Below are 23,980 nucleotides of genomic sequence, written 5' to 3'. Positions count from 1 at the left end.
AAAACCGATGATCCGAACGGGTTCGACCCATGGCAACCGCTCATTCCCGTGCCGCGGCGCGGCTCATGCTATCGCCTGCCGTTCTGCTTCTGCTCGGCTGGATGATCGTGCCGCTGTCGATGACGATCTATTTCTCCTTCCTCAGCTACAACCTGCTGATGCCGGGGATGGAACAGTTCGTCGGCTTCGCCAATTACGAGTTCTTCCTCACCGATCCGGCCTTCTTCGAGGCGCTGGCCAACACGCTGCTGCTGGTCGGCGGCGTGCTGGTCATCACCATTGTCGGCGGCACGGCGCTCGCGCTGCTGCTCGACCAGCCGATGTGGGGGCAGGGGATCGTGCGCATCCTGGTGATCGCGCCGTTCTTCGTCATGCCCACGGTCTCCGCGCTGGTGTGGAAGAACATGTTCATGAACCCGGTCAACGGCCTCTTCGCGCATCTCGCCAAGGGGGTGGGGCTTGAGCCGTTCGACTTCCTGTCGCACGCGCCGCTCTTCTCCATCATCCTCATCGTCGCCTGGCAGTGGCTGCCCTTCGCCACGCTGATCCTGCTGACGGCGCTGCAATCGCTGGACCAGGAGCAGCTCGAGGCCTCCGAAATGGACGGCGCCAAGTTCGGCAGCCGCTTCGTCCACATCGTGCTGCCGCACATGTCGCGGGCGATCACCGTGGTGATCCTGATCCAGACCATTTTCCTGCTGTCTGTCTTCGCCGAGATCCTGGTGACCACCAATGGCGGCCCCGGCTACGCCTCGACCAACATCACCTATCTCGTCTACGCCCAGTCTCTGCTCCAGTTCGATGTCGGCGGCGGCTCCGCGGGCGGCATCGTCGCCGTCATCCTCGCCAACATCGTCGCGATCTTCCTGATGCGGATGATCGGCAAGAACCTGGAGGCCTGACCCATGGCACGTCGTGTTTCCGGCCGCCGCCAGCTTGTCGTCACCCTGATCGCCTGGGCGATCGGACTGGCAATCTTCTTCCCGATCCTGTGGACGATCCTGACCAGCTTCAAGACCGAGGCCGAGGCCATCGCCTCGCCGCCGTCCTTCCTCGCCTTCGAGTGGACGCTGGAGAATTACGCCGAGGTCAACTCCCGCTCCAACTACCCGTTGCATTTCATGAACTCGGTGATCATCTCGCTCGGCTCGACCTTGCTTGGCCTGCTGATCGCCATTCCCGCGGCCTGGTCGATGGCCTTCGTTCCGGCGAAGCGCACCAAGGACATCCTGATGTGGATGCTGTCGACCAAGATGCTGCCGCCGGTCGGCGTGCTGATCCCGATCTACCTGATGTTCCGCGACTTCGGCCTGCTCGACACGCGCATCGGCCTTGTGGTGGTGCTGACCCTGATCAACCTGCCGATCATCGTCTGGATGCTCTTCACCTACTTCAAGGAGATCCCGGGCGAGATCCTCGAGGCGGCGCGCATGGACGGCGCCTCGCTGTGGGACGAGGTGGTCTACGTGCTGACCCCGATGGCGGTGCCCGGCATTGCCTCGACTTTGCTCTTGAACGTCATTCTCGCCTGGAACGAGGCGTTCTGGACGCTCAACCTGACGGCGGCCAAGGCCGCTCCCTTGACGGCCTTCATCGCCAGCTACTCGAGCCCTGAAGGCCTCTTCTACGCCAAGCTCTCCGCCGCCTCGACGCTGGCCATCGCTCCGATCCTGATTCTCGGCTGGTTCAGCCAGAAGCAGCTGGTGCGCGGTCTCACCTTCGGCGCCGTCAAGTAAGGACCCGGAACATGGGCAAGATCTCTCTCAGGCAGGTCACCAAGACCTTTGGCGACGTCGAAGTCATCCCGGCGCTCGACCTTGACATCGAGGATGGCGAGTTCGTCGTCTTCGTCGGCCCCTCGGGCTGCGGAAAGTCGACGCTCCTGCGCCTGATCGCAGGGCTGGAGGATGTCACCGGCGGACACATCGAGATCGACGGGAGACCGGCGACGGACGTGCCGCCGGCCAAACGCGGCCTCGCCATGGTGTTCCAGTCCTATGCGCTCTATCCGCATATGAGCGTGCGCAAGAACATCTCCTTCCCGCTGAAGATGGCCAAGATGGACCCGGCCGAGCAGGAACGGCGGGTGAACGCGGCCGCAAGGACGCTGAACCTCACCGACTATCTCGACCGCCGACCCGGGCAGCTTTCCGGCGGCCAGCGCCAGCGCGTCGCCATCGGCCGCGCCATCGTGCGCGAGCCGTCCGCGTTCCTCTTCGACGAGCCGCTCTCCAATCTCGACGCGGCCTTACGCGTCAACATGCGGCTGGAGATCTCCGAGCTGCACCAATCGCTGAAGACGACGATGATCTACGTCACCCACGACCAGGTCGAGGCGATGACCATGGCCGACAAGATCGTGGTTCTCAGGGCCGGTCGCATCGAGCAGGTCGGCTCGCCGCTGGAGCTCTACCGGGCGCCGCGCAACCTCTTCGTCGCCGGGTTCATCGGTTCCCCGAAGATGAACGTCATCTCGGGCGAGAAGGCGGCGGAACACGGTGCGCACACGATCGGCATCCGCCCGGAGCACTTGCTGCTTGCGCAGGACGGGGCCTGGAGCGGCCGGGTCGGCGTTGCCGAGCATCTGGGCTCCGACACGTTCCTGCATGTCCATGTCGAAGGGCTCGACCCGTTGACGGTGCGCGTCCAGGGCGAGGCCGGTGTCAGCCATGGCGACGCGGTGCGCCTCTCGCCAATGCCCGAGCACCTGCATCGCTTCGACGAGAACGGACTGGCGGTGCGATGAAGCGGCTTGAGGGCAAGAGCGCGCTCGTCACCGGCGCGGCGCGCGGCATCGGCCGGGCCTTCGCCGAGGCCTATGCGCGCGAAGGCGCGAGGGTCGCGGTCGCCGATATCAATCTGGAGGGCGCGCGCGAGGTCGCCGGCGCCATCGGCGGCGGTGCGATGGCAATACGCCTCGATGTCACCGACCAGACCTCCATCGGGTCTGCTGTGGGCGAGGTCGACCGTGCCTTCGGGGGGATCGACATCCTGGTCAACAATGCCGCCCTGTTCGATCTCGCGCCGATCGTCGAGATCACGCGGGACAGCTTCGAGCGGCTGTTTTCCGTCAATGTCGCCGGCTGCCTCTTCACGTTGCAGGCGGTGGCAAAAGTGATGATCGCGCGTGGACGCGGCGGGCGGATCATCAACATGGCCAGCCAGGCCGGGCGACGGGGTGAGCCCCTGGTCGCGGTCTACTGTGCCAGCAAGGCGGCCGTCATCAGCCTGACCCAGTCGGCCGGGCTCGACCTGATCCGCCACGGCATCAACGTCAACGCCATCGCGCCCGGCGTCGTCGACGGCGAGCACTGGGAGGGCGTCGACGCACTCTTCGCCAGATACGAGGGCAGGGCGCCAGGCGAGAAGAAGCGGCTCGTCGGCGAGGCGGTGCCCTATGGGCGGATGGGCACGGCGGAGGACCTGACCGGCATGGCGGTCTTCCTGGCCGGGCCGGAGAGCGCCTACGTGGTGGCCCAGACCTACAATGTCGACGGCGGCAACTGGATGAACTGAGCGTCCCTGCTCTTCCTTTCCAAGCGAGAGGCCGTCCGTTCCCCCGACAGCGGCCGACTCTGCATCAATCCGAGGCGAACGTGACGACCAGCCTGTCCCTTTCAAGCCTGCCCGATCTGGGCGACGAGGTCGCAAGGCCCGCCTATGCGCGCGGCGCGCTCTCGCCCGGCATCGTTCATATCGGCGTCGGCAATTTCCACCGGGCCCATCAGATCGTCTATCTGGATCGTCTCTTCAACAAGGGGATCGACCACGATTGGGCCGTGATCGGTGCCGGCGTCAGGCCGGGCGATGCGGCGATGCGCGAACGGCTTGCCCGCCAGGACTGGCTGTCGAGCGTCATCGAACTCGATCCCGGCGGCCTGACGGCGCGGGTCACGGGAGCGATGGTCGATTTCGCAGAGGTCGACCCGGACGCGCTCATCGCGACGCTGAAACGCCCCGAGATCCGCATCGTCTCGCTGACGATCACGGAGGGCGGCTACTATGTCGATGCGACGACCGGCGGTTTCGATGCCAACCATCCGGACATGGTTGCCGATGCCGGGCAGCCTGACCGTCCGCAAAGCGTTTTCGGCATCCTGATCGCTGCGCTGCGCGCCCGTCATGCCGTGGGCGCCGCGCCGTTCACTGTGATGTCCTGCGACAATCTGCCGGAAAACGGGCACGTCACCCGGGCCACGATGCTGGGGCTGGCGCGGCTGATCGATGCGGACCTGGCACAGTGGATCGGCGCGAATGTCGCTTTCCCCAACAGCATGGTCGACTGCATCACGCCGGCGACGTCGGACCGCGAGCGGCAACTGCTGCGCGAGCGCTTCCGTCTCGATGACACGGCGCCGGTCGTCTGCGAGCCGTTCCGGCAATGGGTGATGGAGGATGACTTTCCCGCCGGCCGTCCGCGGCTGGAGGAGGTCGGTGTCGAGTTCGTCTCCGACGTGGCCGCTCACGAATTGATGAAGCTGCGCATTCTCAACGGGGGACATGCGGCGATCGCCTATCCCGGAGCGCTGCTCGGCCATCACTTCGTTCACGACGCGATGTCGGACCCCGATGTGGCGGCCTTCCTGCGCCATCTCACCCGCCGGGAGGTGATCCCGACGCTCGCTCCCATCCCGGGCGTGGACTTCGATGCCTATTTCCAGGTCGTCGAGGAACGCTTTGCCAACCCGGAAGTCGGCGACACGGTTCCAAGGCTCTGCCTCGACGGCTCCAACCGCCAGCCGAAATTCATCCTGCCTACCCTGCGCGACAGGCTTCGCGCGGGCGCTTCCATCGACGGGTTGGCGCTCGAGGTAGCCTTGTGGTGCCGGTACTGCGCGGGAACGGGCGAGGCGGGGGAGGCGATTGAGATCGTCGACGAACGGCGGGACGAACTGCGCGGACGCGCCACGGCGGCCCGCGACCGCCCGGAGGCCTTCCTCGAGATGGCCAGCGTGTTCGGCGACCTTGCCGCCGACCCGTTGTTTTCCGCTGCATTCGCCGAAGCGCTTGCGGCGATCTGGCGAGGCGGCGTTCGCGAGGCGCTTGCCGCCTATGCCGGGGCCAGGGTCTCCGGCTGACATTGTGTCCCGCAGGCGAGCACCTTATTGTCCGCCCGGGAATCCGGGCGGCATGAGTTCCTGTTCGCGGTCAGCGCCGCAAGCGCCATGCCCTGCCTGTCCGGATCGCCCTGAAGGGCGTTCGTTCAGAAGGAAGGATGTTGCGTGAGCGTGACTGGAAAGACAGGCCGAAAGACCGGCGACAAGGCGATGACGGGTGTTTCGGCACTGCTTTTCGATCTCGACGGAACGCTGGTCGACAGCGTGCCGGACATTGCGCGCGCCGCCAACCTGCTGCTTGAAAGCGAAGGCTTCGAGCCGCTCGGCGTCGACGAGGTGCGCGCCATGATCGGCCACGGCATCCCGAAGCTGGTCGAACGTGTCTTCATCGCTCGCGGACACAGCCTCGACGCGGAAGCGCATGCGGCGATGACGGCGCGGATGATGGGCATCTACGCGGACAACCTGACCGGGCTGACCGTGCCTCTGCCAGGTGCGATGGACGTGCTGGAGGACAGCGTTCGTGCCGGCCTGAAACTCGCGGTCGTCACCAACAAGCCCGAGGCCTTCTCGCGGGAAATCCTGTTGCATTTCGGCATGGACGCGCATGTCGCGGTCGTGGTCGGCGGGGACACCTGCGCCACCCGCAAGCCGGAACCGGAGATGCTGTTGCACGCGGCCGCGGCTCTCGGCGCCTCGGCCGACGACGCGGTGATGGTGGGCGACAGTTCCGCCGACGTGGCCTCGGCGCGCGCCGCCGGGATGCGCGTCATCGTTGTGCGCGGCGGCTACACGACCGTGCCGGCGGAAGAACTCGGCGCGGACCTTGTCATCGACGGGTTGCCGGATTTGCTCGCCCTTCTCGACGGCCAGCCGGCACTGGCCTGACGGCAGGTGCCGCAAGCCTGGCACGGATGATTGTCCGGCCAGGCCCGCGGTGATCAGCGATCGAAACGGGGCCGGCGCGGGCGTTCGGGGCGGCCCGGTTGCTGCTGTGCGGCGGCCTCGCGCAGGAAGGCACCGGCGACCCAGCCATTGTCGCCGCCGCGCGGGCGCTCGACATTGCACCAGCGCTGGCTGTCCACCATGCGGCAGCCGAGATTGCGCAGGAGCTCGCCGTCGGAGAGCCGGGCGATCACCGGATTGCGGGTGCCAGGACCGGTGCGGACATTGAGATAGTCGCGCCCGCCGATGCCGGTTACCTCCCAGAAATCAGGGCCATGCGCATCCGGCGCCGGATCGGGGCGGGAAGGGCGGCCCGGTCGACCTGCGCCGGGCTGGCGGCTTGCCTCGCGCAGATAATCTCCGGCGACCCAGCCATTGTCGCCGCCGCGCGGGCGCTCGACATTGCACCAGCGCTGACCGCTCACCATGCGGCAGCCGAGATTGCGCAGCACCTCGCCGTCGGAGAGCCGCGCGATCACCGGATTGCGGGTGCCGGGACCGGTGCGGACGTTGAGATAGTCGCGTCCGCCAACGCCGGTCACTTCCCAGAAGTCGGGGCCGCCGGCCAGTCCGTCCGCGAAGTCCGGGGCAGGGCGGCCGGGCCGTTCGGGCCTGCCGGCGGGCCGGCCCGCGATGGAGGCGGAGAGCGTGTAGCGGGCACGCTCGTTGCGACGTGCCGCGTTGCGCATCAGGTAGACGCGGATGCGGTAGTCGCCGGAGACCGGCAGGGCCGCGTCGAAGCGCTCGCCGTCCCGGGAGCCGACGAAGAGGGCGCTGTCACTGCCAGGCGCCAGCACGTTGAAATAGGCGAAGCGGTTGCGGCTCTGGAGCGTGACGCTCATACGCTGGCCGGCCCTTGCGCCAAGAACATAGTCGACGGTTTCATAGCCGCTGATCCGCCCCTGAACCTCGATGCCGTTCGCGCCGCCGGGAAATCGCAGTCGCTCACTACGCACATCCTGCGCGGTCGCCGCGCCTTGCACCGACAGGAGCGCCGCAAGGATCGCAAGAACCCGGAAAATACCCTTCATCACAACGTCCTCCGCCGAGAATAGCAGATCACCTTATGATGCGGATTGTGACGCTCTGGAGGCGGGGGCGGGAGCGGGCGCGCAATATTCTTGTCAGCGTTTGGCGGTATTGCCGGGCAGGGCCTCTCGCCTATGATGAGGTGGCACTCAAAGGGAGAACGGCATGCCGGGCGCGGCGCTGATCCTGCTCTACCTGGCGGTTGCCGTGGCGCCGCTGGCTCTGGCCGCGGCAAGCCTGCGGCCGCCTCGTCCGGTTATGGACGAGATCGCGTCCGCCGCCGGTCTTCTCGCCTATGCGATCCTGCTCATGGAGTTCGTGCTGTCTGGCCGCTTTCGGAGCATTTCCGGGCGTGTCGGCCTCGACGTCACCATGCGCTTTCACCAGCTTCTGGCCCGCACCGCGCTGGCGCTCGCGCTCATCCATCCCTTTCTTTACACGCTGCCCTTCGCCCGTCCCTTGCCCTACGATCCGAGCCGCCAGCTGACGCTGACCTTCGAGGCGGAAGGCCTCGTCGCAGGTGTCTTCGCCTTCATTCTGCTACCTGCCTTCGTGTTGCTGTCCATGGGGCGCGACCGCATCTCCTGGACCTATGAGACCTGGCGGCTTGTGCATGGCCTGGGCGCTCTCGCGATCGCCGTTCTCGTGCAGGTTCATGCCCTGCATGCGGGCCGTTACAGCCAGGACCCGCTGCTCGCGGGGCTGTGGAGCGGGTTGCTGGCGGTCAGCATCCTGTCACTTGCCTATGTCTATGCGGTGAAACCGCTGCTGAAGACACGGCGGCCGTGGCGTGTGGAACGTGTCGCCAGTCTCGCGGCTCGCACCTGGGAGCTGGTGCTGGCGCCCGACGGTCATGACGGGCTCCGCTACAAGGCCGGCCAGTTCGCCTGGATCGGCCTGTCGGGACAGGCCTTCTCGCTCAAGGAGAACCCGTTCTCGATCGCCTCCGCGCCCGGTGACGGACCATTGCTGCGCTTCGTCATCAAGGAGCTTGGCGATTCCACCGGGATGATCGGCGAGGTGCCGCCGGGCACGCGCGCCCATGTCGACGGTCCGCATGGCCACCTGACGATCGACGGGCGCCGCGAGCTGGGCATCGCCTTCATCGCCGGCGGTGTGGGAATCGCCCCGATGCTCGGCCTGCTGCGGCAACTGGAACTCGATGGCGACACCCGGCCGACAAGGCTGGTCTACGGCAACAGGACAGCGGCGCAAATCGCCTGCACCGAGGATCTCGCCCGCATGCGCCGCGCCCACCACACGGAAGTGGTGCAGGTGGTCAGCGAACCGCCGGAGGACTGGAACGGGGAGACCGGCATGATCGATGCCGCGCTTGTCGGCCGGCTCTTCTCCGAGCCGCGTCACCGGGACTGGCTCTATGTCCTGTGCGGGCCGCCGGCGATGATGGAAACCGTCGAGGAGGCGCTGCTCGATCTGGGCGTCGCCCCTTCGCAGATCCTGTCGGAGAGGTTCCGCTATGACTGAGATGCGCCGACCGCGCTCGTCGAAAGCGCGCATCCTTGCTCTCTACTGGACCCTGAACGCGATTGCCGGCATCGCGATCCTGGTTTTCGCCCTGAGGTGAGCGCCCGGCTCAGGCAGGCGCGGGCCCGACCGAATAGCCGGCGCAGGCGGCGGTGTTGGCGACATGATCCGCCATCGCCTTTCGGGCGGCCTCGGCATCGCCGCGTTCCAGCGCGGCGACCAGGCGGCGGTGTTCACCGACGGAGGCCTGCATGCGCACCGGGTCGGTGATCGGGATCGGCTGCCGCTGGGTCTCGGTCAGTTGCTCGCGGACCCGGCCGTAGAGCTCGCCAAGCATCCGGTTGGCGCATCCCCGCGCGATGATCTCGTGAAAATGCAGGTCCGCTTCCACGTTGGCGAGATAGTCGCGTCCCGCCCAGGAGCGCTCCATGTCGTCCGTCAGCCTGGCCAGAAGGTCGAGATCCTCCCGGCCCAGCCGTCCGGCCGCCCGCGCGGCGATCTCGCTCTCCAGCATGAAGCGGGTCTCGAATACCTCACGCAGCGAGTAGTCCTGCGAGTAGCGCCACTCGGCCATCGTCTTGGAGGAGGAGGGGGAGGTGCCGACGACGAACGTGCCGCGCCCCGCCTCGGTCTTGACCAGGCCGACGGTCTCCAGCGTGAGCAACGCCTCGCGCAAGGACGCGCGGCTGATCCCGAAACGCTCCGACAGTTCGCGCTGCGAGGGGATCTTCTCTCCAGCTTTCAGTTCGCCGTCCAGAATCATCGTCTGGAGTTTTCTGGCCACGCTTTGCGGCACCGGTGTCCGGGTGAACATTCCGCTCTTTTCGCCCTTTTTGTCGCCCTCTCGGCGACGGTTTTTTGAACTGCCCGACCAAAGCGGGTCCCGTGAAACGCAACTTTCCACCTTGCATCCGTCGCTGCATAGGGGTTATTTGGTCTAACTGGTCAGACCAGTTAGACCAAATAAAGAAAAATCGCACCAGAGGACCAATCATGCAGTTCCGCACGCTCATGAAATCCGCCGTTTTCGCCGGCCTTTTCGCCATCGCCGCTCCCGCCGCTTCCTCGTTGGCCGCCGACCTCACTGTCGGCGCGAATATCGGCAACGTGCCCTGGGAGTTCCAGGACGAGAGCGGCAAGACCGTCGGTTTCGAGATCGATCTCGTCACCGAGGTCGCGAGCCGTCTCGGCAAGACCGTTGCCTTCGAGAACATTCCGTTCAACGGCCTGTTCTCCGCTGTCCAGTCGGGCCGCATCGACATCGCGGTGTCGTCGATCACCATCACGCAGAAGCGCCTGGAATCGGTGACCTTCGCCCAGCCCTACTATGACAGCGACCAGTCGCTGACCGTGACGGCGGCCAGCGGCCTCAAGTCGACCGATGACATGAAGGGCAAGGTGATTGGCGTCGACACCGGCTCCACCGGCGACATGTGGGCCACCGCCAACACCGATGCCAAGGGCTTCGCCGAGATCCGCCGCTACGAGGGGCTGGCACCGGCGATGCTCGATCTGGCCGCCGGCCGGATCGACGGCTATGTCAGCGATATCCCGGCGCTGCTCTACTACACCAAGGACAAGCCAAACCTGGCGGTCGTCGAGCGTATCGAGACCGGCGAGAAATACTCGATGATGTTCGCCAAGGACGCGCCGCTGGCGGGCGAGGTCAACGACGTGCTGACGGCCCTCAAGAAGGAGGGTGTCATCGCCTCCCTTCACGAGAAGTGGTTCGGCGCGACGCCGGAGGACACGACCTCGACCGTCAAGGTCCTGGACATGCCGAAGCTGGACTGATCCCGGAAAAGGCCGGTGGGCGCGGCTTCGGCCGCCGCCCGCCGGACCCTGTCGTTCCGGCCCCTCCGGCCGGCCCGTATCGCCCCACCAAGGCCCTTGCAGTTCCGGGAAGCCCATGGACCTCCTAGACACCTTTTTCAATGTGCCGATCCTGATCCGCACCTTCCCGCTGCTCCTCGCGGGGCTTGCGGTGACGATCCAGATCGGGGCGACCAGCATCGTCGCCGGCCTTGCACTCGGCCTGTTTCTCTGCCTCGTGCGCCTCTACGGCCCTCGGCCGGTCGTCCTGCTGGCGCGGCTCTATATCGACATCTTCCGCTCGATCCCGCTGCTGGTCCTGCTGATCGTCGTCTATTACGCGCTGCCCTTCGTCGGCATCCGCCTGTCGCCGTTCCTTTCGGCCGTGGTCGCGCTGACGCTTGTCTCCGGCGCCTACACGGCCGAGATCTTCCGCGCCGGCATCGAGGCGATCCCCGCCGGACAGTTCGAGGCCTCGCGGGCGCTCGGTCTCGGTTACCGCGACATGATGGTCGACGTGATCCTGCCGCAGGCGGTGAAGATCGTCATTCCGCCGCTCACCAACAACTGCATCAATGTCATGAAGGACACCGCGCTCGCCTCGGTCGTCGCCATGCCCGATCTGCTCAAGCAGGCGACGCAGGCGCAGGCGCTTGCCGCCAATCCGAGCCCGCTGATCGGCGCGGCGCTGATCTATCTCGCCTTCCTCTGGCCGCTGGTGGCGCTGGTGTCACGGTTCGAGCGGCGCATGGGACAGGGGACACGCTGATGGCCGGCATCATAAAGATCAGCAATCTGTCAAAGCATTACGGTGCCTTCGCGGCCTTGACGGAGATCGACCTGGAGATCGCCGAGGGCGAGGTCGTCTGCGTCATCGGGCCGTCGGGGTCGGGCAAGTCGACCCTCATCCGCTGCATCAACCTGCTGGAGAGCTACTCCGCCGGCGGCATCATCACGGTTGACGGCATTCCGGTGGAACCGGGCCGCCATCTGGCGCAGGTGCGTGCCGAGGTCGGCATGGTGTTCCAGTCCTTCAACCTGTTCCCGCACATGAGCGTCTTGCGCAACATCATGCTGGCGCCGATGCGGGTGAGGAAGATGACCGCTGCGAGGGCCGAGGAAAAGGCGCGCGAACTGCTGGCCCGCGTCGGTATCGCCGAGCAGGCCGAAAAGTATCCGGGGCATCTTTCGGGCGGGCAGCAGCAGCGGGTCGCGATTGCCCGGGCGCTGGCGATGGAGCCGCGCGTCCTGCTCTTCGACGAGCCGACATCGGCCCTCGATCCGGAGATGGTCGGCGAGGTGCTCGACGTCATGCGCGCGCTTGCCGGCACCGGCGTGACGATGGTGATCGTCACCCACGAGATGGGCTTTGCCCGCCAGGTCGCCGACCGGGTGATCTTCATGAACGGAGGGCGGATCGTGGAGACCGGAACGCCCGCCGAAATCTTCGACGCGCCCCGGGAGCCGCGCACCCGCGACTTCCTGAGTGCCGTGCTCAATCACTGATGACGACGCAAAGACCGTCCGGAGCCTGACATGCTGACCAATGCCCCCTTGGACATGGAGTTCGTCCGTGCCCAGTTTCCCGGCCTGAACAACGGCTGGGTGTTTTTCGACAATGCCGGCGGATCGCAGATCCTGAAAGGCGCGGTCGAACGCATCAACGCCTTCCTCTATGAGCGCAATGTCCAGATCGGCGGCAGTTACGAGGTGTCGCAAAAGGCGGCCGAGGCACTGCTGGCGTCTCGCGAGGCCGGCCGCCTGCTCGTCAATGCCGAGCGGGCGGAGGAGATCGTCTTCGGCCATTCGACGACCGTGCTCACCCAGAACCTGGCGAACGCCATGCGCAGCCAGCTGGCGCCAGGCGACGAGATCGTCGTGACGGTCGCCGATCACGAATCCAACATCGGCCCCTGGGAGCGGTTGCGTGAATTCGGCATCGTCGTGAAGATCTGGCCGCTCGATCTGGGCAGCCTGAAGCTGCGGCTTGCCGATCTCGAGCCCTTGATGAGCGAGCGCACGCGGCTTGTCTGCGTGCATCACGTGTCGAACATTCTCGGCGAGATCAATCCGGTGCGCGAAATCGCCGATTTCGTGCATGCGCGCGGTGCCCGCATCTGTGTCGACGCGGTCGCCTACGCCCCGCACCGGGCGGTGGATGTGCGCGCCTTCGGCGCCGACTACTACATCTTCAGCCTGTACAAGACCTACGGGCCGCATCTGGCGATGATGTACGGGCGGTACGACCACCTGCTGGAACTGGACACCCTCTACCACTACTTCTACGGCCGGGACCGCGTTCCGGGAAAGCTGGAGGCGGGCAACCCGTGCTACGAGCTTGCCTATTCGCTCACCGGAATTGTCGAATACCTTCAGGAACTCGGTCGCCGCAGCGGCGCCGGGGAAGGTGCATCGCCGCGCCGGTGCGTCGAGGCCGCGTTTGCAGCGATCACAGCCCAGGAAAACACGCTTGTCGACCGGTTGCTCGGCTGGGCGAAGGGCCGGGGCGACGTGCATGTCGTGGGAGCGGCACAGAACGATGGCGGTGCGACGCGCATTCCCACGATCTCCTTTACCGTCGACGGCTGGGCTCCGGGAGACCTGTCGCTGGCGATCGATCCCGAGCATATCGCCATCCGCCACGGCGACTTCCACTCGCGCCGCCTGGTGGAATACCTCGGGCTTGCCGAGACCGGCGGAGTGCTGCGGGTTTCGATGGTCCACTACAACACGCTTGAGGAAGTCGACCGGCTGACGGCGGCGCTCGACAGGGTGATCGACGGCCGGAAGGCGGCACAGCGTTCGGCGAGAGGGGCATGAGCGTGAGCGGCGCGATCTTCGACACCGTGGTGCGCGGCGGCACGGTGGTGACGGCCGCCGACACCTTCGCCGCCGACATCGGCATTCGCGACGGCCGCATCGTCGCTCTTGGCAAGGACTTTGCCGCCGGGCATCGCGAGGTCGACGCACGCGGGCTTCTCGTGCTGCCCGGGGGGATAGACAGCCACGTCCATATCGCCCAGCCCTCGGGCGAGGGGATCGTCATGGCCGACGATTTCGAGAGCGCCACGCGCTCGGCCCTGCTCGGGGGCAATACGACGGTGATGCCGTTCTGCCTGCAGGAAAAGGGCGTCGGCCTGCGCGCGGCGCTGAAGGCCTATCACGCGCTGGCGGACGGAAATTGCTACACCGATGTAAGCTTCCACCTGATCGTCTCGGATCCGACCCCGACGGTGCTTGGCCAGGAGATGCCCGCGCTGGCCGAGGAGGGCTATACCTCGATCAAGGTCTTCATGACCTACGAGGGACTGCGGCTGCGCGACGACGAGATCCTGGCGACCCTCGATGCCGCCCGTCGGGCACAGCAGGTCGTCCTCGTTCATTGCGAGAACGAGGACGCGATCCGCTACCTGATCGGACGGCGCGAGGCGGACGGGGACATCGCGCCCTACCATCACGCGACCAGCCGGCCGGTGGCGGCCGAGCGGGAGGCGACGCATCGGGCCCTGTCGCTGGCCGAGATCGTGGATACGCCGGTGGTCATCGTCCATGTCTCCAACCGCGAGGCGATGGAGGAGATCGGCCGGGCCCGGCTGCGCGGCCAGAAGATCGCCGGCGAGACCTGCCCGCAATATCTGGTGCTGACCGCGGAGGACCTGAAGTCGGAGGATTTCGAAGGCGCGAAGTATGTCTGTTCTCCGCCGCCGCGCGACAAGCCGAGCCAGGAGGCTTGCTGGCAGGGATTGGAAACCGGCGTCTTCGACCTTTACTCCTCCGACCATTGCCCGTTCCGCTTCGACGATCCGGCCGGCAAGAAGAGCGAAAAGGGCAAGGCCTCGTTCCGGTGGATCCCGAACGGCATTCCCGGTGTCGGCACCCGGCTGCCGATCCTGTATTCGGAAGGGGTTGCCAAGGGGCGCATCGACATCAACCGCTTCGTCGCGCTGACCGCGACGAACCATGCGAAGCTTTACGGCCTCTATCCGAAAAAGGGGACGATCGCCATCGGCTCCGACGCCGACCTTGCGCTGTGGGATCCGGCAAGCGCCCGGACGATCCGCAATGAGGACCTGGCTCACGGCGCCGACTATACCCCCTATGAGGGAATGGCTGTAACCGGTTGGCCCGTAACGGTTCTGTTGCGCGGCGAGGTGGCCGTGGAGCACGGGAAGCTGGTTGCGGCGAAGGGCAAGGGCAGCTATCTCGCGCGCGGCCGGAGCGCGCTTTTCGGATAGCGCAACCTCGACAATCTCGCGTGGCTATTGTCGAAGAATTGCACGAGATTGTCGAAACTCCGCACGCGCAATGAAGCGATCCGGGACCGCGTGGCGGTCCCGGATCTTCTGCCCTGCCGGAGGTGTCGGAAGGCGGGAGACCCGTCCCCGCGCGCCGGCCCCGTGTCAGAGGCTTCGGATGGCGCCGCCGTCGACACGCACGCGGCTGCCGGTGACATATGAGGCGCGTTCCGACGCCAGGAAGGCGACCATGTCTGCGAATTCCTGGGGCCGGCCGTAGCGTGCGGCCGGAATCGAGGCGGCCGATGCCTTCGCGATCTCCTCGACGCTCTTGCCGGTGCGCTTGGCGGCCGCGGCATCGAGCTCATCGACACGCGCGGTGTGGATGCGGCCCGGCACCACCATGTTGACCGTGACGCCGTCGGCGGCGACCTCGCTCGCCAGCGTCTTCGACCAGGCCAGCACCGCGGCGCGGATGCCGTTCGACATGGCAAGGTTGGGGATCGGCTGCTCGACGCCGGAGGAGCCGATGGTGATCACCCGGCCCCAGCCGCGCTCGCGCATCGGCGGCACCAGGCGCGAGGAGAGGTGGAAGAGGCTTGCCGCCATCGCCTCGAAATTGCCTATCCAGCCCTCGCGCGGCGAGCCCAGCGCGGTGCCCGGAGCCGGTCCGCCGGCATTGTTGATCAGGATGTCGACACCGCCGTCGGCAAGGAGCCGGTCGGCTGCGGCATCGACGCTGGCGATATCCGCAAGGTCGATCCTGAGCGGCGTGACGTCGGTGCCGGGCAGGGCGGCTGCCCATTCGGCGATGGCCGCGTCGTTGCGGGCCGCCGCGATGACGATTGCGCCTTCCCGCGCCAGCGTTTCCGCGATCGCGCGGCCAAGGCCACGGCTTGCTCCAAGCACGAGGGCGCGCTTGCCCTTCAGTCCGAGATCCATCAGTTCAACTCCTTCAGACGCTTTTCGAGACGGGCGATCAGCATGTCGACCTCGGCCCGTGTCAGCGGATCGAGGGCAGCTCCGGGCTTGCGCAGCGCCGGAGCATCGATGATGCCCCGCTTGTAGAGAGTGTATTTGCGAATGGCGAGGCCGAGACCCGGCTGCTGCTCGAAGCGGGCAAGCGGCAGGTAGGCATCGAACAGGTCACGGGCCCGTTCCATGTCGCCACGGGCATGTCCATCCACGACATGGACCATCATTTCGGGATAGGCGAAGCCGGTCATCGCTCCGTCGGCGCCTCGGTCCATCTCCTCGGGCAGGAAGACGCCGCCGTTGCCGCACAGGATCGAGATCCGCCGGTCGAGCGTGCCGGCCTTGCGCAGCGCGGTGATCTTCGCAAGCCCGGGCCAGTCCTCGTGCTTGAGGCAGACGCAGGTCGGGTTGTCAGCCACAATGCGCGAGATCACCGGCACCGACATCTGCACCCCGGTGGCGAGCGGGAAGTCCTGCAGCACGAAGGGCACGTCGCCGATCGCCTCGGCCGCCTGACCGTAATAGGCGACGATCTGGTCGTCGGTGCGCAGGGAACCCGGCGGTGCGATCATGACGCCGGCCGCGCCATCCTCCATGACCTGCAAGGTCAGCGCCCGCATCTGGGCAAAGCCCGGGGAGGACACGCCGACAACGACCGGCACGCGCCCGGCAACGCGCTTGAGGATGCGGTTGACGACAATCCCGGACTCCTCGCTCGTCAGCTTGGGCGCTTCGCCCATCATGCCGAGGACCGTCAGCCCGGTGGCGCCTGCCTCCAGATAGAAATCGACCATCCGGTCGCAGCCTTCGAGATCGAGGGCACCGTTGTCCGTGAAGGGGGTGATCGCGATGACGTAGACGCCCCGCGCCGCTTCGCTCAATCGGGTCATGTTGTCCTTTCCGTTCCGTGTCATGTGCAGCGGGCGAGCGCGATGCGTCCCAGCGCCATGGCCGTTGCGGCCTGGCATGGATCGATCACCGGAATGCCCAGTGTGGATTGAAGGGCCGCGCGGTAACCCGCCATGCCGGCACAGCCGAGCACCAGGACGTCGGCGCCGTCGGCATCGCGCAGATGCGCGCCCACCTCCTCCAGCCTCGTTCGGGTGCGGTCCTGTTCGGCGAGCTCGGCAACGCCGAGTTCCAGCGGCCGGTCGGCGGCAAGGCGGTCGAGCAGGCCCATGGCACCGAGCGTGCGGATGTGGCGGGCGACGGAACCGCGCTTGATCGAGACGATGCCGAAGCGCTGTCCCATCGTCAGCGCGGTGAGATAGGCGCTTTCGCCGATGCCCAGAACGGGACGGGCGCTCTGCTCGCGCAGGGCGGCAAGGCCGGGGTCGGAGAAACAGGCGATGACGAACGCCGAAGCCGTCGCCTCCAGTGCGGCGGCCTGCGCGAGCAATGGCTGGACGACGCCATCGACATGAGCCTGCGTCTCGATGCCAGCCGGTCCTTCGGGCAGCAGGTGGCAGCGGATCTCGACCGGCGAGACGGCGCGCATGGGGGCGACGGCGGCGTCGATGCCGTCGGTGACAAGGCGCGAGGAATTCGGGTTGAGGATGTGAAGGGTCATTTGCCGGCCTCCGGTGGATGCGGGATGGCGGTGCGGCCGCGCGGGTTGCCCCAGAAATGCGCCGGCACGGCGAGGTCGTCGCGCCCGCCGATCCGCTCGATCATCGCCTCCGCCTCACGACCGGCCTGCTCCAGGATCTCGGTCTCCGCGACGCGTGTCGCCCGACCGTTTTCGAGGCAGATCTCGCCGTCGACGATCACGGTCTCGACATCGTTGCCGTTGGCGAAGCAGACCAATCGGTGCGCCGTCATGTTGGGCGGTGCCAGATGCGGCCGGTTCATGTCGACGATGACGACGTCGGCGCGCTTGCCCTGTTCCAGGGAGCCGATTTCGTGATCCATGCCAAGGGCGACGGCGGCATCGATTGTCGCCATCTCCAGCACCTTGCCCGGTGGCAGGACATCGGCGTCACGGAAGTGACGGCGGTGATAGTGCATCGCGTGCTGCATGTGGCGGAACATGTCGGAGGATCTGTCGGGCGCGGTTGCGTCCGAGCCGAGCCCGACCGTGACCCCGGCCTCCATCAATTCGATGGCCGGGCAGCGCCCGAAGACCGAGGCTATGGCCGACGGATTATGGGCAATGCGCGTTCGCGTGCGCGCGCAGATGCGGATTTCTTCTTCGGAAAGATCGACCGCATGCGAGAGCAGGGCATCGGGTCCCAGCAGCCCCATCTTCTCGGCGCGCAGCACCGATCCGCCCCTGTGACCGTCCTGGGTGAACAGGACGCCCGTTTCCCGCGACAGTGCGCGGGTCATGCACGCCTGGCGCTTCGCTTCCTCGTAGTCGGCCGGCGACATGTCGCGCTCATGTTCGTCGCGCAGCACGGGATAGAGGAGGGCAACGCGGATGCGCCCGCCCGCTGCCCCATGCCAGCGCCTGAGAAGCTCGGCCGAGGTGGCAAGCTGCGTTTCGAAGGAGACGGGGCGAGGGTCCTTGCCTCCATTGGCATAGGTCAGGGGATGCGGCGCGCGGGTCGGGCCGACCGCGATCACCGAGCGGGTGCCGACCTCCTGGACTCCACTGGCATGCGCTGAACCGTAGGCGGGATCGTCCGTGCGCATGATCGTGTCGCCGCCGCCAAGCAGCGAGACGCCGGTGGTCACGCCGAAACGCAACCGCTCCAGTGCCGCCAGCCTGGCTTCCGCATACCAGAAGTCCGGTGTCGATCCGGTGGTGTAGACCTCGCCGCAGATCGCTTCCCAGCGGTCCGGCCGGTCCATTCCCATGGTCTTGATCAAACCGTGCCCGGCATGGGCATGGACGTCGACAAGACCCGGAATGACCGCCTTGCCACGCGTGTCGATCCTGCGTGTGGCCGCAAATGCGGCTTCGATCCCGGCCGCCGTTCCGACGGCGAGAATGCGTCCTCCGGCGATGGCGACCGCGCCGTTCTCGATGATCCTCCGACCGGCGTCGACCGGGATGACCGTGCCGCCGGAGAGGATGAGGTCCGCTTGTGTCTTGGTCATGATCATCCCTCAGATGGCGGCCTGCCGGGCAAGCAGGGGCAGGTCGGCGACGTCGATGACGCCGTCGTCGGGAAGGGTGAAGTCCGGATGATCCCCGGCCAGCCCGATGACGCGATGGGGATTGTAAAGGGTGAGCCAGGGAGGATCGCGCTGCAATTCCTCGTAGGCGGCACGATACCGGCAGGCGCGCGCCGCATCGTCTGTCGCGCCCCGGCCGATGTCGATCAACTCTTCCACGACCTGGTTGCGATAGCCCTGCCACCACGCGCCGGCGATACGGGAATCGATCTTTTCATGAAGCACCCTGAAGGTGGACATCGGGCTGGAATCGAAGACGCAGAGATCGCGGATCTCCTTGCGCCGGACCATGTGCGCATAGGCCTCGCGGTCCGGGTGGAGGTGTACGTCGAAACGGATGCCGATACGCGCAAGCTGCGCCCCGAGCGCCGCCGTCAGGCGCTCCGCTTCGTCCGGCAGGCGTGTCGGGCAGTCGAGGCCAAGCGTGAGGCCGTTGCCGTGGCCGGCCTCCGCGAGAAGGGTTTTCGCGCGGGCAAGGTCCGGGCCATCGGCTGGTCGTGTTCCCGCACCGAAATGCCTTGGACTGACGAAGCCCTGCAACGGGTCGGCGGCGCCCGGAAGAACCGCCCCGATCAGTGCCTCGCGGTCGACGGCCAGCGATAAGGCAAGACGCACGCGCGCATCGGCGAGCGGGCCCTTGGCAGCGTTGAGCAGGTAGATGATGGCGACCGGCGCGGCGAACCGGTGCAATGTCACTCCGTCGATGCAGGATGGGCCGTCTGCTGTCGGATCGAGGGTGTTGGCAAGCTGCGCCCTCCCGTCCAGCAGCATCGCCAGCCGGGTGCCGGTATCCGGTTCGAGCACGAAGCGCAGACCCGCATTGGCGGGCTGTCCCGCGAACCAGTCGGGATTGCGCCGAGCGCCGACCAGACCGGTGGCGAAGGTTTCCGCGATATACGGACCGGTGCCGCAGGCAAGCGCGCGCTCGCCGCTGTCCAGCCGTTCGAAGATCGACGGTGCGACGATGAAGCCCTGGACCAGTACGTCCAGCAGGTCGGCGACCGGTGCGCCGAGGTGGATGCGCAGCGTCAGCCCGTCTGCGTCGATCTCGGCATCGCCGAGATATTGCCGCCAGACCGCTGGCGAACCGAGTGTATAGCCTTTGTCCTCGCGCGCCATGCGCCGCAGCGAGGCGGCAACGGCTGCCGCGTCGCAGGTCGCGCCGTCGTGGAAACGGATGCCGGGGCGCAGCTCGAAGGTCCAGCTCCGCGCATCCTCGCCAACGCGCCAGGAGCGCGCCAGATGCGGGACGTAATGCCCGTTCCGGCGCTTCACCAGCGTGTCGTAGAAGGCGAGATAGAGGCTCAACTCGTCATTGGCATCGGTGCAGTCATGCGGATCGCCAAGCGGCAGGCGGGGCAGGGCGATGGTCGCCACGCCGGACAGGTCGGAGGTCATTGGATATCGCGCTCCGGTTCGTCGACAAGGTGGCAGGCGACCTGCTGGCCGCCGCCGGTGTCTCGCAGGGTCGGTCGCTCCACCTTGCAGCGCTCGAAGGCGAGCGGGCAGCGGGTGCGGAAACAGCAGCCGGAAGGGAGGTCGAGGGCGGAGGGAACCTCGCCGGACAGTTCGATTTCCTCGCGCGGGCGGGTCTTCTCGATGGAGGGCGCGGCGGACAGCAGCGCGCGCGTATAGGGATGGCGCGGAGCCGAGAAGAGCCGGTCGCGTGGCGCGGTCTCGACGAGAAAGCCAAGATACATGACGCCGATCCGGTCGGCGATGTGATGCACCACGGCGAGGTCGTGGCTGATGAAGAGATAGGCGAGGCCGAACTCGTCCCGCAGGTCCATCATCAGGTTGAGGATCTGGGCCTGGATCGAGACGTCGAGGGCGGAGACCGGCTCGTCGGCGATGATCAGCCCCGGGTTCACGGACAGGGCGCGGGCGATGCCGATCCGCTGGCGCTGGCCGCCGGAGAACTGGTGCGGATAGCGTCCGGCATGTTCCGTGTTGAGCCCGACACGGGCGAGCAGCGCCAGCGTCTTGTCCGCGACCTCCCTGCGCGCGGCACGACCCTTGGTCTGCTCCAGCAGCGGTTCCGCGACAATGTCGCGTACCCGCTGGCGCGGGTTCAAAGAGGCGAAGGGATCCTGGAAGATCATCTGCATCTTGGCGCGCACCGGCAGCATCTCGCGCACGCCATGGCGGGAGATGTCTTCTCCGTCGATGCGAATCGACCCGCCGCTCGGCCTATAGATGCGGGCAATGGTCTTGGCGACGGTCGACTTGCCGCAACCGCTCTCGCCGACAAGGGCCAGAACCTCGCCGCGCTCGATGGCGAAGGACACCCCGTTCACCGCCTGGACGCGCCGGTCGGGGAATCGCAGCCGGCCGTCGGTGAAACGCATCCGGTCGAGCATCGATCCGCCGATGCGGAACTCCTGGCGCAGGTCGTCCACCTGCAGCATCGCGGTCATCGGATCTCTCCTTCCTGCAGCGGGAAGTGGCAGGCAAAGGCCCGCTCGCCGGCAAGTGTGAGGGCGGGTTCGCTCTGGGCACATATGGCGGCGGCGCGCGGGCAGCGCTCGCGGAAGGTGCAGCCCTTCGGCAGCTTGCGGATGTCCGGCACCGCGCCGGGAATCTGGCTGAGCCGCGCGGTGCGGTGCTCCGGGTTCGGGATGCTGTCGATCAGTCCGCGCGTGTAGGGATGCGCCGGTCGGCGGATGACATCGTCCGTCGGTCCGCGTTCGACCACCTTGCCGCAGTAAAGAACGGTGATGTGGTCGGCCATTTCCGAGACGACGGCGAGGTCGTGCGTGACCAGCACCATCGAGGCTCCGTGTTCGCGGATCTGATGCCGCATGAGCTTGAGGATCTGGGCCTGGATGGTGACGTCGAGCGCTGTCGTCGGCTCGTCGGCGATCACCAGTTTCGGTTCCGCCAGCATGGCGATGGCAATGACGACGCGCTGGCGCATGCCGCCGGAAAACTGGTGCGGGTAGGAGGCGAGTCGCTCGGCCGCTCGCGAGATGCCGACGTCCTCCAGCATGCGGATGCAGCGCTCGCGGCGGGCGCGGGCGTCCAGCTCCGTGTGCAGGCGCAGCATCTCGTCCATTTGCTCGCCAACCGTCCGCAGCGGGTTGAGCGAGGTCATCGGGTCCTGGAAGACCATGGCGATGTCGCGGCCCCGTATCTGGCGCAGGCGCGGCTCGCCGGCCGTGACGAGGTCCTCTCCATTGAACAGGATGCGGCCGCCCTCGATGCGTCCCGGCGGGTCGATAAGGCCGAGGATCGAGAAGCCGACGACGGATTTGCCGCCGCCGCTTTCCCCGACGAGCCCCATGATCTCGCCCGGTTTCAACGAGAAGCTGACGCCGTTCACGGCCTTCACCGTGCCGGAGAATGTGTGGAACCAGGTTCGCAGGTCCTCGACGCTGAGCAGCGCGTCGGCCACTGTCATGTCGTTCGCCATCACTTCAGCCTCGGGTTGAGTTCATCGCGCAGGAAGTCGCCGAACAGGTTGATGCCGAAAACCAGCGCCATGATGAACAGGCCGGGAAAGACGGAGGTCCACCAAAGGCCGGAGAACAGCACGTCGAAGCCGTTCTTGATCAGAAGCCCGAGCGAGGGTTCGGTGATCGGCACGCCAACGCCGAGGAAGGACAGGCTTGCCTCGATCAGGATGAAGGAGCCCACCTGCACGGTCGCCACGACAATCAGCGGCGTCAGAACGTTGGGCAGCACGTGGCGGCGAATGATCTTGCCGTCGCGCAAGCCCGCCACCCGCGCCGCCTGGACGTATTCCTTTTGCACCTCGGACAGTGTCGAGCCACGCACCGTCCTTGCGTAGACGACCCAGCCGACCGCGGTCAGCGCGATCAGCACCTTGTCGATGCCCGTGCCGAAGGCGGACATCAGGAAAAGTGCGATGAGCATGGAGGGGAAGGAGAGCTGGATGTCGGCGATGCGCATGATCGCCGCGTCGAGCCGGCCGCCATAGAAGCCGGCGAGCAGCCCCAGCGTCGTCCCCACGAGGCAGGACATCACCATCGCGCTGACGCCGATCATCACGGAGACGCGGGTACCGTAAAGGATGCCGGCGAGAACGCCGCGCCCCTGGCCGTCGGTGCCGAGCAGGAAGCGGGCATCGCCCCCCTCCAGCCACACCGGGGGCTTGTAGCTGTCGAGCAGGTCAAGCTGGGCGACGTCATAGGGGTTCTGGGCAACGAACAGCGGTCCGGCCAGGACAATGACGGTAAAAGCGAGCAGGATCGCACTGCCGGCGATCGCCGACAGGTTGCGCTTGTAATTGTGGAAGAATTCGGAAGAAAGGAAGGTCGCGCTCATCTTATTTCACCGTAATGCGCGGGTCGATCCACGTGTAGACCATGTCGACCAGGAAGTTGATCACCACGAAGATGAAGGCGACGAGCATCAGGTAGACCACGATGACCGGCCGGTCGGCGCGGTAAATGGAATCAATCAGCAGCTTGCCGAGGCCGGGCCAGGCGAAGATCGTCTCGGTGATCGTGGCGAAGGCGATCAGGTCGCCAAGCTGCAGGCCGAAGATCGTGACGACGGGAATGAGGGCGTTGCGCAGCCCGTGTCCGTAGAGCACGCCGCGCCGCGAGACACCCTTGGCACGAGCGAATTTCATGAAATCCTGCCGGGTCACCTCCATCATCCCGGCGCGGGTGATACGCAAAAGGATCGCCATCGTGCCGAGCGACAGGGTGATCGAGGGCAGCAGGATGTGATGCCAGCCATCGGCGGTCAGCAGCGAGGTCTTGAGGCCGAGAAACTCGACGGTGTCGCCGCGTCCGGAAGAGGGGAAGACGCGCCAGTTCACCGCGAAGATGAAGATCAGCATCATCCCGACCCAGAAGCTCGGCAGGGAAATGCCCAGAAGCGAGCCGGACATGATCGCCCGGCTTTCCGGCCGGTTCGGATTGGCGCCGGCATAGACGCCGAGCGGGATCGCCACCGTCGCGGCGATCGCCATCGCCACGACGACGATCTCCAGCGTCGCCGGGAGGCGCTCCAGGATCAGGTCGAGCGCCGGCTGGCGGTAGACGTAGGAACGGCCGAAATCGCCGCGCAGCAGACCTTCGAGGAAGATCAGGTACTGCTCGGGGAGCGAGCGGTCGAGGCCGAGAATGCGGCGCGCCTGTTCGATCTCCGCATCCGTGGAATCGATAGGGATCACCATGAAGACGGGATCGCCGGTGAAGCTCATCATCAGGAAGACGATGATCGAGACGATCCACAGGACGAAGATCATCTGCAGCAGTCGTTTGATCGTGTAGCCGAGCACGCGCGTGGTCCCTGTGCAGGTTTACCTGCCTGAGAAAGGGCAGGAAGCGGGGGGGGGGGGGGGGGGGG

Annotated in this window: 23 protein-coding genes; 12 read left to right on the top strand and 11 right to left on the bottom strand. The window is 66.5% G+C overall.

The window, feature by feature from the left end; all coding sequences use genetic code 11:
• Positions 1-29: 29 nt before the first annotated feature.
• The 6 genes from RBB46_RS17175 to gph all read left to right on the top strand — a co-directional run bounded on the left by RBB46_RS17175 (position 30) and on the right by gph (position 5,945).
• Complete coding sequence (locus RBB46_RS17175; protein WP_306030240.1) at positions 30-902, top strand: carbohydrate ABC transporter permease; 873 nt, start codon at positions 30-32, stop codon at positions 900-902.
• 3 nt (positions 903-905) lie between these two features.
• The gene (locus RBB46_RS17170) at positions 906-1,736 is read left to right on the top strand and encodes a carbohydrate ABC transporter permease (protein WP_306030239.1); all 831 of its coding nucleotides are present in this window, start codon (positions 906-908) and stop codon (positions 1,734-1,736) included.
• Between the two features lie 11 nt (positions 1,737-1,747).
• Positions 1,748-2,746, top strand: coding sequence for an ABC transporter ATP-binding protein (locus RBB46_RS17165; RefSeq protein WP_306030237.1), 999 nt, complete (start codon positions 1,748-1,750; stop codon positions 2,744-2,746).
• Positions 2,743-3,516: an L-iditol 2-dehydrogenase gene (locus RBB46_RS17160; protein WP_306030236.1), complete on the top strand. Its 774-nt coding sequence runs from the start codon at positions 2,743-2,745 to the stop codon at positions 3,514-3,516. The genes RBB46_RS17165 and RBB46_RS17160 overlap by 4 nt, the downstream gene beginning before the upstream one ends.
• An 80-nt stretch (positions 3,517-3,596) precedes the next feature.
• Positions 3,597-5,078 carry a mannitol dehydrogenase family protein gene (locus RBB46_RS17155; protein WP_306030234.1) on the top strand — a complete coding sequence of 494 codons (1,482 nt, stop codon included), beginning with the start codon at positions 3,597-3,599 and terminating at the stop codon, positions 5,076-5,078.
• Positions 5,079-5,222: 144 nt separating this feature from the next.
• The gene (gene gph, locus RBB46_RS17150; RefSeq protein WP_306030233.1) at positions 5,223-5,945 is read left to right on the top strand and encodes a phosphoglycolate phosphatase; all 723 of its coding nucleotides are present in this window, start codon (positions 5,223-5,225) and stop codon (positions 5,943-5,945) included.
• Positions 5,946-5,998: 53 nt separating this feature from the next.
• On the opposite strand, the gene RBB46_RS17145 is transcribed toward gph, so the two are convergent.
• Positions 5,999-7,033: an SH3 domain-containing protein gene (locus RBB46_RS17145; RefSeq protein ID WP_306030232.1), complete on the bottom strand. Its 1,035-nt coding sequence runs from the start codon at positions 7,031-7,033 to the stop codon at positions 5,999-6,001.
• A 163-nt stretch (positions 7,034-7,196) separates the two neighbouring features.
• Here RBB46_RS17145 and RBB46_RS17140 point away from each other — a divergent pair, with 163 nt between their 5' ends.
• Positions 7,197-8,516: a ferredoxin reductase family protein gene (locus RBB46_RS17140; protein ID WP_306030231.1), complete on the top strand. Its 1,320-nt coding sequence runs from the start codon at positions 7,197-7,199 to the stop codon at positions 8,514-8,516.
• A 109-nt stretch (positions 8,517-8,625) separates the two neighbouring features.
• Here RBB46_RS17140 and RBB46_RS17135 read toward each other — a convergent pair whose 3' ends face one another.
• Positions 8,626-9,330, bottom strand: a complete 705-nt coding sequence (locus tag RBB46_RS17135; RefSeq protein WP_306030230.1) for a FadR/GntR family transcriptional regulator — start codon at positions 9,328-9,330, stop codon at positions 8,626-8,628.
• Between the two features lie 179 nt (positions 9,331-9,509).
• Here RBB46_RS17135 and RBB46_RS17130 point away from each other — a divergent pair, with 179 nt between their 5' ends.
• The 5 genes from RBB46_RS17130 to hydA all read left to right on the top strand — a co-directional run bounded on the left by RBB46_RS17130 (position 9,510) and on the right by hydA (position 14,563).
• Positions 9,510-10,310 (top strand): ABC transporter substrate-binding protein, encoded by an 801-nt coding sequence (locus tag RBB46_RS17130; RefSeq protein ID WP_306030229.1) that lies wholly within the window; start codon positions 9,510-9,512, stop codon positions 10,308-10,310.
• Positions 10,311-10,425: 115 nt separating this feature from the next.
• Positions 10,426-11,097: an amino acid ABC transporter permease gene (locus RBB46_RS17125; protein WP_306030228.1), complete on the top strand. Its 672-nt coding sequence runs from the start codon at positions 10,426-10,428 to the stop codon at positions 11,095-11,097.
• Positions 11,097-11,834: an amino acid ABC transporter ATP-binding protein gene (locus tag RBB46_RS17120; protein WP_306030227.1), complete on the top strand. Its 738-nt coding sequence runs from the start codon at positions 11,097-11,099 to the stop codon at positions 11,832-11,834. The genes RBB46_RS17125 and RBB46_RS17120 overlap by 1 nt, the downstream gene beginning before the upstream one ends.
• 30 nt (positions 11,835-11,864) lie before the next feature.
• Complete coding sequence (locus tag RBB46_RS17115; protein WP_306030226.1) at positions 11,865-13,148, top strand: cysteine desulfurase-like protein; 1,284 nt, start codon at positions 11,865-11,867, stop codon at positions 13,146-13,148.
• Positions 13,145-14,563: a dihydropyrimidinase gene (gene hydA, locus RBB46_RS17110; RefSeq protein WP_306030225.1), complete on the top strand. Its 1,419-nt coding sequence runs from the start codon at positions 13,145-13,147 to the stop codon at positions 14,561-14,563. Before RBB46_RS17115 ends, hydA begins: the two co-directional genes overlap by 4 nt.
• Positions 14,564-14,728: 165 nt before the next feature.
• On the opposite strand, the gene RBB46_RS17105 is transcribed toward hydA, so the two are convergent.
• Genes RBB46_RS17105 through RBB46_RS17065 form a run of 9 tightly spaced genes read right to left on the bottom strand, consistent with a single transcriptional unit; the run spans position 14,729 to position 23,912 of the window.
• A complete protein-coding gene (locus tag RBB46_RS17105) occupies positions 14,729-15,505 on the bottom strand; it encodes an SDR family oxidoreductase (protein ID WP_306030224.1) in 777 nt (258 codons plus the stop codon).
• A complete protein-coding gene (locus RBB46_RS17100; protein WP_306030223.1) occupies positions 15,505-16,428 on the bottom strand; it encodes a dihydrodipicolinate synthase family protein in 924 nt (307 codons plus the stop codon). The genes RBB46_RS17105 and RBB46_RS17100 overlap by 1 nt, the downstream gene beginning before the upstream one ends.
• Positions 16,429-16,448: 20 nt before the next feature.
• The gene (locus RBB46_RS17095; protein ID WP_306030222.1) at positions 16,449-17,108 is read right to left on the bottom strand and encodes an aspartate/glutamate racemase family protein; all 660 of its coding nucleotides are present in this window, start codon (positions 17,106-17,108) and stop codon (positions 16,449-16,451) included.
• On the bottom strand, positions 17,105-18,580 hold the full coding sequence (locus tag RBB46_RS17090; RefSeq protein ID WP_306030221.1) for an amidohydrolase family protein: 1,476 nt from the start codon (positions 18,578-18,580) through the stop codon (positions 17,105-17,107). Before RBB46_RS17090 ends, RBB46_RS17095 begins: the two co-directional genes overlap by 4 nt.
• A gap of 9 nt (positions 18,581-18,589) precedes the next feature.
• Positions 18,590-20,056 carry an ABC transporter substrate-binding protein gene (locus RBB46_RS17085; RefSeq protein WP_306030220.1) on the bottom strand — a complete coding sequence of 489 codons (1,467 nt, stop codon included), beginning with the start codon at positions 20,054-20,056 and terminating at the stop codon, positions 18,590-18,592.
• Entirely contained in the window at positions 20,053-21,075 is a 1,023-nt protein-coding gene (locus tag RBB46_RS17080; protein WP_306030219.1) for an ABC transporter ATP-binding protein, read from the bottom strand. The genes RBB46_RS17085 and RBB46_RS17080 overlap by 4 nt, the downstream gene beginning before the upstream one ends.
• Positions 21,072-22,058 (bottom strand): ABC transporter ATP-binding protein, encoded by a 987-nt coding sequence (locus RBB46_RS17075; RefSeq protein WP_306030218.1) that lies wholly within the window; start codon positions 22,056-22,058, stop codon positions 21,072-21,074. The genes RBB46_RS17080 and RBB46_RS17075 overlap by 4 nt, the downstream gene beginning before the upstream one ends.
• Before the next feature lie 11 nt (positions 22,059-22,069).
• Entirely contained in the window at positions 22,070-22,945 is an 876-nt protein-coding gene (locus tag RBB46_RS17070) for an ABC transporter permease (protein ID WP_306030217.1), read from the bottom strand.
• Between the two features lies 1 nt (position 22,946).
• Entirely contained in the window at positions 22,947-23,912 is a 966-nt protein-coding gene (locus tag RBB46_RS17065) for an ABC transporter permease (protein ID WP_306030216.1), read from the bottom strand.
• Between the last annotated feature and the right edge of the window lie 68 nt (positions 23,913-23,980).

This window comes from Stappia sp. MMSF_3263 (assembly GCF_030733745.1).
In the GTDB taxonomy this organism is placed as follows: domain Bacteria; phylum Pseudomonadota; class Alphaproteobacteria; order Rhizobiales; family Stappiaceae; genus Stappia.
Note: the sequence above shows the minus strand (reverse complement) of the source record. Positions and strands in the feature narration are given on the sequence as shown.

Bases quoted from the DNA above. Each gene is read 5' to 3' on its own strand.
- RBB46_RS17075 (WP_306030218.1), bottom strand. From the start codon at position 22,058: ATGACAGTGGCCGACGCGCTGCTCAGCGTCGAGGACCTGCGAACCTGG.
- RBB46_RS17085 (WP_306030220.1), bottom strand. From the start codon at position 20,056: ATGACCTCCGACCTGTCCGGCGTGGCGACCATCGCCCTGCCCCGCCTG.
- RBB46_RS17095 (WP_306030222.1), bottom strand. From the start codon at position 17,108: ATGACCCTTCACATCCTCAACCCGAATTCCTCGCGCCTTGTCACCGAC.
- hydA (WP_306030225.1), top strand. From the start codon at position 13,145: ATGAGCGTGAGCGGCGCGATCTTCGACACCGTGGTGCGCGGCGGCACG.
- RBB46_RS17120 (WP_306030227.1), top strand. From the start codon at position 11,097: ATGGCCGGCATCATAAAGATCAGCAATCTGTCAAAGCATTACGGTGCC.
- RBB46_RS17125 (WP_306030228.1), top strand. From the start codon at position 10,426: ATGGACCTCCTAGACACCTTTTTCAATGTGCCGATCCTGATCCGCACC.
- RBB46_RS17080 (WP_306030219.1), bottom strand. From the start codon at position 21,075: ATGACCGCGATGCTGCAGGTGGACGACCTGCGCCAGGAGTTCCGCATC.
- RBB46_RS17175 (WP_306030240.1), top strand. From the start codon at position 30: ATGGCAACCGCTCATTCCCGTGCCGCGGCGCGGCTCATGCTATCGCCT.
- RBB46_RS17145 (WP_306030232.1), bottom strand. From the start codon at position 7,033: ATGAAGGGTATTTTCCGGGTTCTTGCGATCCTTGCGGCGCTCCTGTCG.
- RBB46_RS17090 (WP_306030221.1), bottom strand. From the start codon at position 18,580: ATGACCAAGACACAAGCGGACCTCATCCTCTCCGGCGGCACGGTCATC.
- RBB46_RS17165 (WP_306030237.1), top strand. From the start codon at position 1,748: ATGGGCAAGATCTCTCTCAGGCAGGTCACCAAGACCTTTGGCGACGTC.
- RBB46_RS17100 (WP_306030223.1), bottom strand. From the start codon at position 16,428: ATGACCCGATTGAGCGAAGCGGCGCGGGGCGTCTACGTCATCGCGATC.
- RBB46_RS17140 (WP_306030231.1), top strand. From the start codon at position 7,197: ATGCCGGGCGCGGCGCTGATCCTGCTCTACCTGGCGGTTGCCGTGGCG.
- RBB46_RS17070 (WP_306030217.1), bottom strand. From the start codon at position 22,945: ATGAGCGCGACCTTCCTTTCTTCCGAATTCTTCCACAATTACAAGCGC.
- RBB46_RS17115 (WP_306030226.1), top strand. From the start codon at position 11,865: ATGCTGACCAATGCCCCCTTGGACATGGAGTTCGTCCGTGCCCAGTTT.
- RBB46_RS17170 (WP_306030239.1), top strand. From the start codon at position 906: ATGGCACGTCGTGTTTCCGGCCGCCGCCAGCTTGTCGTCACCCTGATC.
- RBB46_RS17160 (WP_306030236.1), top strand. From the start codon at position 2,743: ATGAAGCGGCTTGAGGGCAAGAGCGCGCTCGTCACCGGCGCGGCGCGC.
- RBB46_RS17130 (WP_306030229.1), top strand. From the start codon at position 9,510: ATGCAGTTCCGCACGCTCATGAAATCCGCCGTTTTCGCCGGCCTTTTC.
- RBB46_RS17105 (WP_306030224.1), bottom strand. From the start codon at position 15,505: ATGGATCTCGGACTGAAGGGCAAGCGCGCCCTCGTGCTTGGAGCAAGC.
- RBB46_RS17135 (WP_306030230.1), bottom strand. From the start codon at position 9,330: ATGTTCACCCGGACACCGGTGCCGCAAAGCGTGGCCAGAAAACTCCAG.